Origin of the sequence: Metabacillus sp. 113a, assembly GCF_050107635.1 — a bacterium.
GTDB lineage: Bacteria > Bacillota > Bacilli > Bacillales > Bacillaceae > Metabacillus_B.
The window spans coordinates 98,358-112,343 of record NZ_JBNILJ010000007.1 but is presented as its reverse complement, the minus strand read 5'-3'; the positions used below and the strand labels follow the sequence as shown (position 1 = coordinate 112,343).

At 45.3% G+C, this 13,986-nt stretch carries 13 protein-coding genes and 1 riboswitch; of the genes, 6 read left to right on the top strand and 7 right to left on the bottom strand.

What is annotated here, in order from left to right; translation table 11 throughout:
• Positions 1-86: 86 nt before the first annotated feature.
• Entirely contained in the window at positions 87-593 is a 507-nt protein-coding gene (locus ACQCVE_RS12620) for a GNAT family N-acetyltransferase (RefSeq protein ID WP_426844785.1), read from the bottom strand.
• 102 nt (positions 594-695) lie between these two features.
• Complete coding sequence (locus ACQCVE_RS12615; RefSeq protein WP_426844784.1) at positions 696-1,181, bottom strand: QueT transporter family protein; 486 nt, start codon at positions 1,179-1,181, stop codon at positions 696-698.
• Between the two features lie 6 nt (positions 1,182-1,187).
• Positions 1,188-1,232: riboswitch (PreQ1 riboswitch) on the bottom strand.
• Positions 1,233-2,075: 843 nt separating this feature from the next.
• Here ACQCVE_RS12615 and ACQCVE_RS12610 point away from each other — a divergent pair.
• Entirely contained in the window at positions 2,076-2,306 is a 231-nt protein-coding gene (locus ACQCVE_RS12610; RefSeq protein WP_426863023.1) for an excisionase family DNA-binding protein, read from the top strand.
• 6 nt (positions 2,307-2,312) lie between these two features.
• Here ACQCVE_RS12610 and ACQCVE_RS12605 read toward each other — a convergent pair whose 3' ends face one another.
• Positions 2,313-2,534, bottom strand: a complete 222-nt coding sequence (locus ACQCVE_RS12605) for a hypothetical protein (RefSeq protein ID WP_426844782.1) — start codon at positions 2,532-2,534, stop codon at positions 2,313-2,315.
• A 342-nt stretch (positions 2,535-2,876) separates the two neighbouring features.
• Here ACQCVE_RS12605 and ACQCVE_RS12600 point away from each other — a divergent pair, with 342 nt between their 5' ends.
• Entirely contained in the window at positions 2,877-5,567 is a 2,691-nt protein-coding gene (locus tag ACQCVE_RS12600; RefSeq protein WP_426863022.1) for a dynamin family protein, read from the top strand.
• Positions 5,568-5,844: 277 nt separating this feature from the next.
• Positions 5,845-7,218: a tetratricopeptide repeat protein gene (locus ACQCVE_RS12595; RefSeq protein WP_426844780.1), complete on the top strand. Its 1,374-nt coding sequence runs from the start codon at positions 5,845-5,847 to the stop codon at positions 7,216-7,218.
• A gap of 24 nt (positions 7,219-7,242) precedes the next feature.
• On the opposite strand, the gene ACQCVE_RS12590 is transcribed toward ACQCVE_RS12595, so the two are convergent.
• Positions 7,243-8,022 (bottom strand): SDR family NAD(P)-dependent oxidoreductase, encoded by a 780-nt coding sequence (locus tag ACQCVE_RS12590; protein ID WP_426863021.1) that lies wholly within the window; start codon positions 8,020-8,022, stop codon positions 7,243-7,245.
• A 129-nt stretch (positions 8,023-8,151) separates the two neighbouring features.
• Here ACQCVE_RS12590 and ACQCVE_RS12585 point away from each other — a divergent pair, with 129 nt between their 5' ends.
• Positions 8,152-8,775, top strand: a complete 624-nt coding sequence (locus ACQCVE_RS12585) for an exonuclease domain-containing protein (protein WP_426844778.1) — start codon at positions 8,152-8,154, stop codon at positions 8,773-8,775.
• A gap of 94 nt (positions 8,776-8,869) precedes the next feature.
• Here ACQCVE_RS12585 and ACQCVE_RS12580 read toward each other — a convergent pair whose 3' ends face one another.
• Positions 8,870-9,067, bottom strand: a complete 198-nt coding sequence (locus tag ACQCVE_RS12580; protein ID WP_426844777.1) for a YwbE family protein — start codon at positions 9,065-9,067, stop codon at positions 8,870-8,872.
• A 2-nt stretch (positions 9,068-9,069) separates the two neighbouring features.
• A complete protein-coding gene (locus tag ACQCVE_RS12575; RefSeq protein ID WP_426844776.1) occupies positions 9,070-9,273 on the bottom strand; it encodes a hypothetical protein in 204 nt (67 codons plus the stop codon).
• 127 nt (positions 9,274-9,400) lie between these two features.
• Between ACQCVE_RS12575 and ACQCVE_RS12570 the strand changes: the two genes are divergently transcribed.
• The gene (locus ACQCVE_RS12570; protein ID WP_426863020.1) at positions 9,401-11,752 is read left to right on the top strand and encodes a sensor domain-containing protein; all 2,352 of its coding nucleotides are present in this window, start codon (positions 9,401-9,403) and stop codon (positions 11,750-11,752) included.
• Between the two features lie 166 nt (positions 11,753-11,918).
• Here ACQCVE_RS12570 and ACQCVE_RS12565 read toward each other — a convergent pair whose 3' ends face one another.
• Positions 11,919-12,761 carry an STAS domain-containing protein gene (locus tag ACQCVE_RS12565; protein ID WP_426844774.1) on the bottom strand — a complete coding sequence of 281 codons (843 nt, stop codon included), beginning with the start codon at positions 12,759-12,761 and terminating at the stop codon, positions 11,919-11,921.
• A gap of 446 nt (positions 12,762-13,207) precedes the next feature.
• On the opposite strand from ACQCVE_RS12565, the gene ACQCVE_RS12560 reads away from it, so the two are divergent.
• Positions 13,208-13,975, top strand: coding sequence for a threonine/serine exporter family protein (locus tag ACQCVE_RS12560; RefSeq protein WP_426844773.1), 768 nt, complete (start codon positions 13,208-13,210; stop codon positions 13,973-13,975).
• The last annotated feature ends 11 nt before the right edge of the window (positions 13,976-13,986 follow it).

Here is a 13,986-nt window from a genome sequence, read left to right as displayed (position 1 = left end):
TATATCGGCCGTATTCCGATATTTGTCAGCCGGTTTTGGATATTTATCGGTCTCAATCGGGCAATCGGATCCTGTATTTGTCAAGTTCATGTGCGCAAAAATAAGACCATTAAGTCTTCGTCATAATACTTCCCATTAAACTTTAACGCATGTTTCTCCACCCCATAGGTTTTAAACCCCATAGATTTATATAGATTTTTGGCGGCTGCGTTCCCAGAAACAACGGATAAATGGATTTGCTCCACATTCTCTTTGCCTGCTTTTTTTAGAAGGTCCAGCAGCAGTGCTTTTCCCAAGCCTTGTCTGCGGTGAACAGGTTCTATGTACATGCCGTATACATTTCCTATATGAGCGGTTTTAGGGCTCTCTCCCCGAATGAAAGTGACCATTCCAGCCAGAGAATGGTTTTCGTCAAAAGCTCCCAGTGTGAACTTGCTGTCAGTGGGCTTCAGCCTTCGAGCGACTGTTTCCAGTGAATACCGCTCTTCTCTGTCAAAGGTGGAGCCGAATGCTTCTGGCTCTGTTATTAAGCCTTTCAGTCGGAGTGTTTGAAAAACAAATGCGTCATTCACATCTAGAATGCGGATCTCCATAGCGGTTCCCCTCCTTTATGGAGGTTATTCTGCAAGGAAGCGGGATATCCTGGAAATTTGAAATAAAAAAGGATGAAATCATAGAGATTTCATCCAGAGGGCTTAAGCGTGTTTTTCAAACTTAAGCCGTTTGTTCAAAGCATAGATAATCGGCATTCCGGCAGCCATCACTGCAAATTCACCGACAGCTGTTACAGCCCATGTAATCCAGAACGGGAAGCCGAGAGCCAAATGCAGCTCCCAGGCTATGATAAACATCGTAAATGTAAACACAAGCGTGTTTACAGCCATCAAAGCCCATGTGTTCTTGATATATTTTGCAGCTGCGATCGTTATAAGAAGAGCAATAACCGACTGGCCAGTTCCGAATATCACATCGTATGCCTTCATTGGCGACCAAAGCATATTGGAAATAAAAACTCCAAGCACAATTCCAAAAATGTACTTTTTATTAAAAACGACTAAATGGTTCAGCATCTCAGGAATGCGAAACTGTATATTTGAGAATGCGATTGGCTGAACAAGGGTGGTCACAACAATATAAATGGCAGCCAAAATCCCATTAGCTGCGAGTGTTCGGATATTCATTTTCTCTACTCCTTAGTTTTTTTTCGTGGGAGGATCTCGAACCACGTTCGAAAGTAGATATTATAGTATGAAAAAGAGGATTTGTAAACATTTAGTATGAGCAAGGACGTTGGTTCGCGCATCTGTATGTTGTGTGGCGGTTTGGAATGTAATCGTTACGCGGGGCGAAGGCGTTGTCTATTAATGTCGAATCATCTCGAAAAGTCTTTATCTGCGTTAGTACGGACAATAAAACAAAAGTACGGACAATAAAATCAAAATACGGACAATAAAACAAAAGTACGGACAATAAATCCAAAATACGGACAATAAAACCAAAGTACGGACAATAAAACCAAAATACGGAGGACAATAAAACAAAAGTACGGACAATAAAACCAAAGTACGGACAATAAAACCAAAGTACGGACAATAAAACCAAAGTACGGACAATAAAACCAAACTACGGACAATAAAACTAAAATACGGAGGGCAATAAAACAAAAGTACGGACAATAAATCCAAAATACGGACAATAAAATCAAAATACGGACAATAAAATCAAAATACGGACAATAAAACAAAAGTACGGACAATAAAACAAAAGTACGGACAATAAAATCAAAGTACGGACAATAAAATCAAAGTACGGACAATAAAATCAAAATACGGAGGACAATAAATCCAAAATACGGACAATAAAATCAAAGTACGGAGGACAATAAAACAAAAGTACGGACAATAAATCCAAAGTACGGACAATAAAACCAAAGTACGGACAATAAAACCAAAATACGGAGGACAATAACCAACAAAATCCCATTCGGGTCCTGAGCCAATAATAACCTGGCGTCCCCTTGTTTACCCATCATCCCCTCTTTCGTTATAATCATCCGTATAGAGGAGGAATTTCGTGTGTATTTAACGATTAAAGAAACGGCTGAGTATCTTTCCCTTCCGGAGACCTATGTCGAGACCCTGATTCACCAAAACCTGATCCGGTATTTGTTTGACGGGAAGGTTTATTTGATCAATAAGGAGCAGTTTAACGGGCATTTGGATCAGCTGGAGAAGGCGAAGAAGCAGCTTGATGAGTGGAAGAGTGAGCCGCTGCCGGAAGATCCGGATGTAAAGGATGAGGACTAAAAAAAGTCAGAGTGAGCGGGGCTCATCTGACTTTTTTCCTGATTTGGCTGTATGTGCCCGGTACAGCTTTAATGTGCTTCCGCCTCCGATGATGCATGCTGCCATAAACTGAAGAAGCTGGGACTCAAGTTTCGGGTCGGTCAGCAAAATGGATGCAGCGGCGCTGATCGAGACAATAAGAAGAATGATGTGAAAAGTGGCGGCAAACCGATTTTGAACAATGTGCATGTTTCCTCCTGCAGATAGAATTTCGCTGTTATGTGCTTGTCCAAATAAAAGCCGAAGACCGGCGAGTTTGGGATAAAGGTTTCATCCCCAAGCTTAATGTAATTGAATGGATTTCTCTTATTTAGACAAAAGCTTGCGGTTTTTTATTACTCTACCATAAAAACCCATGGGAAATGAATCCTCTAATTTTACGTTTGTGTCTAATCTGTATTGAAACTGACATCCTTTTGCAATAACCCGGCAAAAAACTCTGTTAAAATATGAAATTAGATACCCATTAGGTGTAACGGGACTATAGACGGGGAATTTACATATATATACTCTATTATTTGGAGGCCGACCATGACTGCAGAAACGAAGTTAAGCAAGAAAACCTTTTATGAGTTACTGGCCCCTGAGTCAGGGGAACACCCTGTTCAGGTGCTTGGAAGCCTGCTCCTTGATGAGCATCAGAAGGAAGACGGGGATGCATCGGATATCCGTTTTGCCCAGGGTGAAGTTTATTTTCACCATAAGGATTATGAAGCTGCGATCTTTAAGTGGGAGCACATTACCAGCGAACTGGATCAGTGGGCCAGGAAAAACATGGCCGATGCTTATATGGAGCTTGGGATGGAAGCGGCAGCTCTGGATTTGTATAAGAGCATTGAAACGGACAGTCTTGTATTAAAGATTGAGGTTGCCCTGCAGCTGTTTTCGCTCTATCTGCAGCAGGAAAAGCAGGATGCAGCCGTTCTGTCTATTAAAAAAGCGGTGGCGCTTGATCCCGATTATCAAAATATCGCCTTGATTGCGCGGGCATTTTTTGAGGAGCATCAGGATTGGGAAAATGCTGTAGAGCTTGCTGCAAATGAAACCATCCGAACGCAATCTCTTGATTGGGCGGAAGTTTTGCAGGCGTACATAACGAACGGATATACAAACCGTTTTGAACCGTCTTATTTTAATGAAGTTCTTGCCGCCATGTATCATGTGAGCCCGCCTCATTTTGAAGAGCTTGTGCTCTCATTATGGCATTCGTATGAGGGACAACCCTCTTACATGCCTTGGCTGATGAATGTTAATAACGTTTACCAGTCTCTTGATGGCGAGCAGTCCCACTCCTGGAGGAAGCTGTCCAAGCGTCATGAGGAGACATACCTTCAGCTGACGGGCGGCGCATATTCGGTAAAAGAGCTGTCGAAGGTTCTGCCCGGCTTTCTGGTTAACTGGCTTAGCATGTCTGAAGCGAATCATGCCATTCTTTCAGCGGCTGCCGTGCTTGCCTGGAATGATCTTTTCCCTGAAAGCATATCAGCTGAACAGGTTTACCGGGCGGAAAATCTGGTCAGCTGGAAACAGAACATAACAGCCGGACTTGAGGAGAGTCTCGAGCTGTTTGATTCCGTGAAGAGGTGGAGCCTTGAGAATGAGGTGGAAATCGGTGATCAGTCAAATTGGATGGTGCAGGAGCTCCTTGATTTACATACACGGCATCTTCTCGTTGCAGGCGCCGCAAGCTCAGGCAAATCGTCTTTCATTAATTCCGTCCTGGATGAACCGGTGCTGGGCGAGGAGAGCTCGACCGTTGTCATTGTAAGAGAACATCCAGAAACAGAAATCAGCGAAGTGAAGGCAATACGGGAACCCGGCGGCCTTACAGCAAATGACCGTTTTATTGAATACAGACTGCCCTCGGAATTTCTGAGCAGGCATGGGATGACGATGATTGATTCCCCCGGGTTTAATAGCAGATTAGGCGGAAGAAATGAAGTCCATCATTATATTAATCTGGCGGACAGCATGCTTTTTATTCTATCTGCCAACGCGCCATTCACTGCGCAGGAGTCTGAATTCCTTCTGAGAATCAGAGATCTTGCACCCGATATGCCGATTCACTTCCTGCTGAACAAAATGGATACGGTGTATGGAGAGGAAGAAGCAAACAGGGTGCTCCTTGATACCGAGGAGAGGATTCACACCGTTTTCCCTGAGGCTAAGGTGTTCGCTTACTCCTCTCATTATAAGAGCAGCCGTCAGCTGGAGCTGTTTGATGATTTTATTGAAAAGAACTTCAGCCCGGCGAGACTCGATGACAGAGTGGCGAAGCTTCTCTTTGTCATTCGCACGACGATAACCAATCTGCTGGATACTCGTCTGGAGCATGAGCGCTCCCTAGAGAAATCCATAGTCTGGAATGAGGACATGGTTTCAAAGCTGAATGGGGCGATTCATCAGCTTGAAGATCTGGAAAAGGAAAAAACAGTGGAAATCCGCCGCTATTTCCATACAGTGAAAGAAGAAATCAGGCAGGATATGAGGGTGAAAATTCCGGAAATGCTCCGCAGCTGCGCTAAGCTTGTGAGGGAGGACAGTGACTTTGGCAAAATTCATCTGCAGCTGAATGAAGAGATGAACAGCCGGATTAAAATTTACATCGATGATACCGTCCTGCCTATGTACCGGGATTCACTTCACGAATGGATCTCCTCCTCACATGATGAACTGAAGGTGAGCCAGGCCCACCTTGATGAAATGAGCAGCGGCTTTAATAAGCTGTTTGAATCAGACAGAGTCGAGCTATCATGTGACTTTAAAATTGCAGATGACTGGAGGCGGGATGTACAGCGCATGACAAGCGGCTTCCAGCTTGATGAAGTCAATATTCTGATGCGTCATACACCTTCCCAGCTTCTTCTGAAAAGTGCCGGAAAGCTCATTAATGCCATTGCACAAAACAAAACAATGATGGTTAACCGATATACACAATATATTGAAAATGAGGATTACTCTGAGCTGACAGAAGATATCATCTCTAAGTTCCTCCTTCCGTTTGATGTGTTTGAAAAAGGCATTGACCGGGATGTTACCATTTTCTTCAGCCATCCGTTCAGTGTCCTGAAGCAGACGGTTGAAGAAACTCATACCGCCATTTCAGCTAAACAAAGCAAATTGCTGGATATGAAAAACCATTTAAGTACCTTCAAGGAGTCTCTGACCTTATTTGAACTGCGTCTGCGCCAGTACGAATGGATGCTCCTCGGCACCCGCTAGGTGAGCCATCCATTGTCTCGCATGAGTCAGGAGGCCGATCGCTGAAGTGTCCTAAAATCCTGATGAGTGAAAACCCCCGGTATACCGGGGGTTTTCTTTATGAAAATCGTTTGGATTTAAAAAACAGGAAGAGAGCACTTACAGGTCAGGCTCGCGTATTTTCGTCCGGCTCCATCGTCTGAAACGGCCTATATTCTTCAGGGTGTTTGTTCTTTTATTCTGTGGAATTGCCTATTTAGTGTTAAACTTAAAGAAAAGAACATATGGAGGGATTCAATTGGGCGGACACATTGAACATGCGACGATTGCTCAAAGCGGAGAAAAGCCATACCAGCTTCCTATCAAAAGACTGGCTTTCTACAACCGGATGAGAATTGCTGAAGCATCCCACCCGGAAAAAGGCACCTGCTACTTGTTCTTTTATCAAAATCAGTTTCTGACTGGAAAGTATACTTCTATAAAAAAAGGTTCTATGCTAAGCAAAGCATTCCGGAAGGGAATTGTAGTTGATGCTCCCCATCCTCTGATTGATGCACTCTTTACGCCCTCGCAGACACTGCAGCTGAGAACGGTGACCCAGCTGTTTAAAACGCTGTCCAAGCAGCTTACTCCCCAGGAAACGGTTTATATTCTATCGCATTTTGACTCCTTTGTTTCAAAAGAGAAAATTACAGAAGCAGCGAAGTCTTTCTTCTTCCAATACCGCAGAAGCGGACAGTTTCGTATGGCTTATCAGGTTCTGATCACCCTTTTGGATGCGGATCCGAAAAATCAATGGGCTCATGAATTATCCCAGCATATGGACTATTTGAAATACAGGCTCATATACGAGGGTTCTTTTTCAGAAATGAAAACGGCCGACCCGCTGCACGCTGAGGTGCTTTGTATGAAGAAAGGAAAAGCCTCTTTCAAAAGCCTTCAGAAATTGCTGGCTGAGCAAAAACGCTGGATGGATCAGGCTGCGCAGTATATTCATTATTTTAAAAATGAAAAGGAGCCGGCGCCTGAATTGTATGAGGAGTTTTCGAAGCTTCTGGCAGCCCGGTTCACAGCAAGTGAGCGGGCCGTCATTTTATGGGACTCCTGCCGCGGATTAATGAGGGACGCGAAGGCGAGACAGGATCTGGTTGAAGCGCTGATGAGCGATGGCAGGCTGGAGGATGCCGCTGCTGTGCTGATGGATTCTGATGAATGCCGGGCAGAGCAGCTGATCACTCTGCTGTCAGACCCTGCCTTTGATTATAAAAAGCTTGATGAGGAAAAGCTCCAGCAATTTATACTGAGCATGGAGGATCAGAGGGAATGCGGACGGATGTTAAAAATAATCATACCGAACATGCTGAAGCATCAGGATTTTGCTGCAGTCCTGAACTGGCTGCATCCGATTCCGTCTCTAATGACGGAAAACTTCAAAAAAATGGCTGCCTACCAGGATGACCCGGAACAGCAGCTCGCTCTTGGACGTCTTTATCATGAAATGAAGCAATATCAAAAAGCGATTGACTGCTTCAGCTGGGAAATGGAATTAAATCCTTCTAACCCCGAACCTGTGCAATGGCTGTCGAAAACCTATAAGGAAATGGGGATGGCACAGGAGGCAAAAGCTTATATGGGCATTCTCCAAACGATGCAAAAGGCATCGAACGGCTAAAAAATGCTACATCACACTTCCGACTCAAATTTTCACGGATTCACCAACGATATTGGCTGCTGCATCGGTCAGCAGAAAGACAATAGCAGCTGCCACTTCCTCTGGTGTACTGATTCTCCCTGAGGGGATGGAGGCTTCCGCCTGTTTCAGCTCTTCTTCATAGGTGCGGCCTGTTTTTTCGCCTTTTCGCCCGATGCTTGCACGACCCATTTTCGTATCTACATATCCCGGGCAGACCGCATTTACGCGGATTCCGTGCTCAATGGCTTCCACTGCAAAAGACTGGGTGAATCCGATGAGGGCAAATTTAGACCCTGCATATGCGCTGTTTCCGTGGGTTCCTCTTATGCCGGATAAAGAGGAAACATTGACGACAGCCCCGCGCCCTGACACGAGCATATGTCTGTAGACCAATTGAGTAAACAGGACAGTTGAGGTGAAGTTAAGCTCCATAATCCGCCTTAAATCCTCTTCTGTCAGCTCTTCAAGGGGACCGCCTCCTGCAATCCCGGCACCGTTGACAAGCCCTGTAACCGGACCGTTTTCGGAAACAGCTGCATCCAAAAGGCTGTCCCGCTCATCCGCTGCATCAAGGTCCGCGCTGAACAGCAGGATTGAGACACCGGGATTTAATTCTTCGCAGTCCCCTTGAAGCGCTGCGAGCTTATCTTCATCTCTGCCGGTTATTGTGAGATTGGCACCGGCTTCAGCGCACGCCTTTGCTGTTTCGTATCCGATGCCGCCGGTAGCGCCTGTAATAAGAATGTGCTGGTTTTTTAACGCATCACGAGAAAAAATGGTCATCAAATGGCCTCCTTGTACTCAATAATAACCCCTTTCCCCAACCCGGCTCTGAAAAAACACACAGAAGCTGGAGAAAACCGGGAATCGTATTTAAGATGAATAGAAACGTTAACAGAAAGAGGGATTCAGTTGATTGGAAATAAGGACATATTGACCGGCATGATTGTAGATGTCGAAACAACAGGGCTGTCACCCAGGCAGGATGAAATGATTGAAATTGGAATCATCCTTTTTCGTTATCACCAGTCGAATGATGAATTCCTTGGAATAGAAGAGGAGCATTCGTATTTGAGGGAACCGAAAGGACCGGGGGCTCTTGCAAACTATGAGCAGGCATACAGAATTCATGGCATTCCGTTCGAAGCGGTAGAAGGACAGGCTTTTCAGGATGATCGGGTCCTGGAAGCGTTCAGCAAGGCGGACTTTGCCCTCGCTCATAATGCTTCCTTTGACAGAAGCTTTGTCTGCGCTATGTATCCGGAAGCGGCCGATCTTCGCTGGCATTGCAGTGTCCGGCATATCCCGTGGAAGGAGTATGGTTTTTTTCAATCCAAATTGCTCTATCTGATAAGGCAGCATGGACTGGGGGCCTCACAGACGCACCGGGCGCTCGATGACGTCATGCAGCTCCATGCTCTGCTTCAATGCAAAAATGAAGAAGGCGCTTCCTACCTGAAAACCGCTCTCTCCCGCAGGCCAATGGGGAAATACGGGGAGAAAAAGCCAGGCTACCGGCGGTATGGAACGAGGTAACGGACAGATCAGGTTCATCGTCTCACACTAGTCTAGATGTATAAGCTTAAAAGCAAAAAGGCTGCCCCAACCTGTTCAGCGGGGACAGCCTTTTTTAGTTTTCCAAAATCTCCTGCACACGGCCAACCTGTCCATCCTCAAGCCTTACCTTGATTCCGTGGGGGTGGTTCGCAGAGTTGGTGAGAATATCCTTTACCTTGCCTTCTGTCAGCCTGCCTGTGCGCTGATCGGCCTTCAGGACAATATTTACCCGGATACCTGGTTTAATATGGATTCTTTGTCGGCCATCCATGGTCAGACCCCGGTACGCCGGCGCTGATTATTTGGTTTCTTTGTTTGCTGGCTCGTCATTTTCTTCGTGGATTTTACGAGACCGTTATCAGCCTGTCCGCCGGCTTGTTCTTTCTTCTTAACTGCCAGTCTTTGCTTCATCGCTTCCTGCAGCGACATTTTGCCTTTCGGCTTTTCATCTGCGTGATTGTTTATTTCTTCACTCATAATACATCCTCCTGTGAAATATTTTCCTTAAAAGCTAAAAATTACATCTAAACAGCCCGATAACTAATACATAACCCTTGCTTTAAGCAGGCTCTGCTTAAATTAAGAGAGAAAAGGGAGATGGCCAGTGGATCCGAATCGGGTAAGTCATATTGGAAGCTTTGTAGATCCAGTCGTCTATGGAGCATGTGCAATCATTAGTATGATCAGTGTTTTCGGAATTCTTGCTTATTCCATTAAACTTAAGAACCATCCCCAGACTTCCAATTCAGAAAAAATTCTCGTATCCGCCGCAATTGGGCTGATATTCTGGATAACTCAAATTCTATTTTACACCTCTTTGCGATTTTCGGTTAGCCCTGATCTGACAAACGGGGTGTATTTGCCGGTTTTTATTTTCCTCGTTTACCTTTTGCTGCATTTTATCGACGGGAGAAAAGCAGGAAGGCGAAATGCAAGGCACTATTCAAAAGTCTGCGTCTATCTGACTATCGCCCTGCTTGCAGCGGATTATGCGGGATTCTACCCGGTTTACGAAGATCAGATGAAGTGGAATGTCCTTCTTATCGTTATGTGTGCGACCATTATGACCGGTACCGTTTTTTCAGGAGCCCAGCTTCTGTTCCTTATTCTGGATGAGGAATCAAACCGGGCTGCATTTTATTGGAGCATCAGCGGAAGCGTGCTGATTGGGTGCGCCCTGTCCGTATTTCCGTACATGGTCATTTTGTCCGTCCTTTCAATCGGTGATCAGCATCAGCCGCTTGTTCTGCTCCCTTATACGGTAGGGCTTATTTCAATGGCAGCACTTGAGTTTGTTCCTTCCTATTATTCGTTCCGGAAGCTTAATGTAAAAAATGAAGAGTATGCTTCGCTCTATCAGAATAACCTGGATGCGGTTTTTACTCTTGATGCAGCCGGCATCATAACCGGATGCAATCGGGCGGCAGCCTTGCTGACAGGCTATTCCGAAGAAGAGCTTCAGGGTGAAAGCTATACTCTTCTCGGGAAGCCTGAGGAAATTTCTGGATTTAATGTATCGAAAGCAATTGCCGGTCAAGCGTTTTCTGCAGAAGTCAGTGTAATGAAAAAGAATGGAGCATCCATTACCGCTATCGCCTCTATAATATCCATTAACGCCGGCGGGAAAGTGACAGGTCTTTATGCCATTTTAAAAGATATATCGGAAATTAAAACAGCAGAAGAGATGATACAAAAGCTTGCCTACTTTGACGATCTCACCGGTTTGCCGAACGAGAAACGGTTTAAGACTTTATTGAAGGAGACAGAAAGGCCTTATACGCTTTTGTCTTTATGTATAGTAAACCTTCAAAGCATTCAGGAGCTGTATGGGGAAAATGCTGGAGATGAAGTGATCAAAGCGGCTTCCGAAAGGGTGAAAAGCTGCATGCCGGAGGGTTCGCTGATCGGATGCACAGATAAAGGTGTCTTTTCCATCGTGTTATATGGGAAGAAGCCCCCAAAAATCGATCGATCCTTCCTTCAAGCACTGGAGAAGCCGGTTTGCTATAAAGAAATATCAGTTAATTTGAATGCAGCATCCGGCGCAGCAGCTTATCCTCTGCACAGCAGCAATCATGAGGAAGTGTTCAAATATGCGAGCATGGCGCTTCATGTAGCGAAAAGCAAGCAGCCCGGGGAACAAATCATCTTTTCAAATGAGCTGAACGAACATTATCACCGCGGGCTTTATATGGAAAATGAATTGAGAAAAGCGATTCAAAACGAAGAATTGACCCTGCATTACCAGCCTAAGTTCAGTCTTGAAAAAAGAGGCTTCAACAGTGCGGAAGCGCTTGTGAGATGGACCCATCCTGAACTCGGCCCGGTATCTCCCGGTGTTTTTATCCCGATAGCCGAAAAAACAGGGCTGATTCGATTGCTCGAAAAATTTGTGCTGAAAAACGCCTTTCTGCAGATGAAAGAGTGGAGGGAAAGAGGCTATCCTTTGCAGAGGGTGGCTGTAAACTTTTCCCATTACCATTTTTATGATGAAGAGATTGTTCAAACGGTTAAGAATGTTTTAAAAGAGACCGGCTTGAACCCGGAATATGCAGAAATTGAAATTACTGAAAGTGCGATGATTGAAAATAAAGAACAAACAATTCAAAAATTGACGGAGCTGAAAGCGCTCGGCATCAAAATCAGTCTCGACGACTTCGGGACAGGGTACAGCTCGTTAAGTTATTTGCAGGAGCTGCCAATCGATGTGCTGAAAATCGACAGGTCCTTTATCAAAAAAATCAACAGCAGCAAACAGAGCAACGCGATTTTATCGAGCATTATTTCTATGGCAAGAGACCTTGACCTCGAAATTGTCGCCGAAGGGGTAGAAACGAGAGAGCAGCTTGATTTTCTTGACGAGCTGCGATGCCCGTCTATTCAAGGCTTTTATTTTTGCCCGCCGCTGCCGCCGGGAGAGCTGAATGAGCTGCTGAGCAAAGAGACCGTCTCTTAATAAAGCCTGGCCCGGGCTAAAAGCAGCCATCGGTCTGCATGGCTTTGGGGTTGCTAAGAATATCATCGAAAAGTCATTTTTCTGCATTTTTAAACACCATTTACGCCATGACTCCGGCCTTTAAAACGGAACAAAAGCCATCCTCACCGGATGGCTTTTGCTTTTCCTATACACTGGCCATTTTTCTGACTGCTTTTTGAAGAGTGCTTTCTGTTTTAATTCCGGAAAAGTCAATGCCAAGCTGGATAGCTGTCTGGGCGACCTCGGGCCGAATCCCGCTTATAACCGTTTCAACGCCAATCAGCCTGAGTGCTTCTACGAGCTGAAAAATTTCTTTTGCCACCATCGTATCAACGGTCACGACGCCGGAAAGGTCAAGAATGAGGACCGTTATTCTTAAATCAATGCTTTGTTCCAAGGCAGATTCAAGAATGTTTTTTGCTCTTGCTGTGTCAATATCGCCGATAATTGGCAGAAGTCCGATATGATCATGCAGTTCAATGACAGGTGCGCTCAGCTCTTTAATGAGAGAGGACTGCGCTTCAAGCCGGGTAATCATGATTTTCATGAATTGCTTCGTAAAAGATTCGATGACATAATCAAGACTGGTGTTCAGCTTTTTTTCCCAATAGAAAAGATCCTGGATCATGATTGGGAGACTTGTTTCTTTTGCAAAACGCTCGATGAACTGCCAGAATACGCGGCGGAAAACTCCGAAGTTGCGGGTGACTTCTCCAATTGAAGTCCTGGATTGCGCCCGGTCGGCGGCGGTTTTCTTCGTCCATTCTCTAATGCTTTCCTTCATTTCTTCCTCTGTCTGATCAAGGGATTTGGCAACAAGCCTCACGTAATTGGTGTTTTGCTCTTTTATTTTCTCCACTATCTGCTCCGGGGCATCGGAAGAGTAGTCAGAGCCCGGCTTGACCGTTTGATGTGTGTACCATACTTCTGTAAATTCAGGAGCAGTGTCGACAAGATATTGGTAGAGAGCCTTAGCTTTAGTTTCCATAAAAATCTCCTTGCTGGATGAGTCATTCTTCCTTTAATTCTCATGCAACCAGAGGAAGGTTGTCAATGGCTTCCTTGTTATTTCTTTTTTCCTCACCGGGCTGACAGCTTGAATTGGGCGGAAAGGGGATGGATATAACATTACTGAGGCCGCCCGCTGAAGATGTCTGATCTTTATCGTCTCGTATAGTCAGGCTTCCATGAAGGTTAAAATACTAATGTTTGCTTCAATGGGTAATCTCCGTCAGCTTAAGCTTTGTAGGCTCTGGCGCCCATCCGTCTCCTATGGAGCAGCTGTCAATTCAAAACGATTTACTCGTCATTTATTCTTTGTACTGCGCTGTAGACTTGATTTCCCGAAAATACGGATATAGCTTAAAATTGTCCGGATTGTTTTTTTCAGCTACACTAGAGTTGTTTCGACATTGACAAAGCTGGGAGAATGCTATGGATAAACAAATGACCTTTACATATGAAATTATGGATGTCTGCCTGCTCGCCGGGAAAATAATGCTTCAAAGCGGCGCGGAAACCTATCGGGTAGAAGATACGATGACCCGTATGGCTTCCGCTTTCGGTTTCCGTCTTTCTCACAGCTATGTAACACCGACAGGAATTATTTTTTCTGTGGAAGGGAGAGAGCCGACGAAGACGAAACTGATTCGGATTGCGGAAAGAACAACAGACCTGGAAAAAGTCGCCCTCGTAAATGCCATCTCCAGAAAGATCAGCAGCGGCGAGCTCAATGCAGACGATGCCTACACTGAATTGAAAAGCGTTGAAAAAGCAGGACACACGTATCCATTCTGGCTTCAGTCTGCCGCGGCCGCTGTCGCGAGCGGCTGCTTTCTTATTATGTTTATGGGGCAGTGGGGGGATTTTCTGCCCGCTATAGCAGCCGGAGGAGCAGGATTTATCAGCCTGATTTATTTTCACAGGCTTGTACCGATTAAATTTTTCTCAGAGTTCCTTGCGTCTTTTATTATCGGCCTCCTTGCTTTCCTGTTTGTTAACGCCGGGATTGGCCATCAGGTGGACAAGATTATCATCGGCTCCGTCATGCCGCTCGTACCCGGACTTCTGATTACGAATGCAGTGAGGGACCTGATGGCCGGTCATCTTATTTCGGGGCTCTCTAAAGGAGCAGAGGCTTTTCTTACCGCCTTTGCCATCGGTTCCGGTATTGCACTCGTCTTTTCCATTTTTGCCGGATAGGAGGATCCTTC

Coding starts and splice junctions, on each gene's coding strand:
- ACQCVE_RS12560 (WP_426844773.1), top strand. CDS start 13,208: ATGGATAAACAAATGACCTTTACATATGAAATTATGGATGTCTGCCTG.
- ACQCVE_RS12590 (WP_426863021.1), bottom strand. CDS start 8,022: ATGACCATTTTTTCTCGTGATGCGTTAAAAAACCAGCACATTCTTATT.
- ACQCVE_RS12565 (WP_426844774.1), bottom strand. CDS start 12,761: ATGGAAACTAAAGCTAAGGCTCTCTACCAATATCTTGTCGACACTGCT.
- ACQCVE_RS12575 (WP_426844776.1), bottom strand. CDS start 9,273: ATGAGTGAAGAAATAAACAATCACGCAGATGAAAAGCCGAAAGGCAAA.
- ACQCVE_RS12620 (WP_426844785.1), bottom strand. CDS start 593: ATGGAGATCCGCATTCTAGATGTGAATGACGCATTTGTTTTTCAAACA.
- ACQCVE_RS12580 (WP_426844777.1), bottom strand. CDS start 9,067: ATGGATGGCCGACAAAGAATCCATATTAAACCAGGTATCCGGGTAAAT.
- ACQCVE_RS12605 (WP_426844782.1), bottom strand. CDS start 2,534: ATGCACATTGTTCAAAATCGGTTTGCCGCCACTTTTCACATCATTCTT.
- ACQCVE_RS12600 (WP_426863022.1), top strand. CDS start 2,877: ATGACTGCAGAAACGAAGTTAAGCAAGAAAACCTTTTATGAGTTACTG.
- ACQCVE_RS12615 (WP_426844784.1), bottom strand. CDS start 1,181: ATGAATATCCGAACACTCGCAGCTAATGGGATTTTGGCTGCCATTTAT.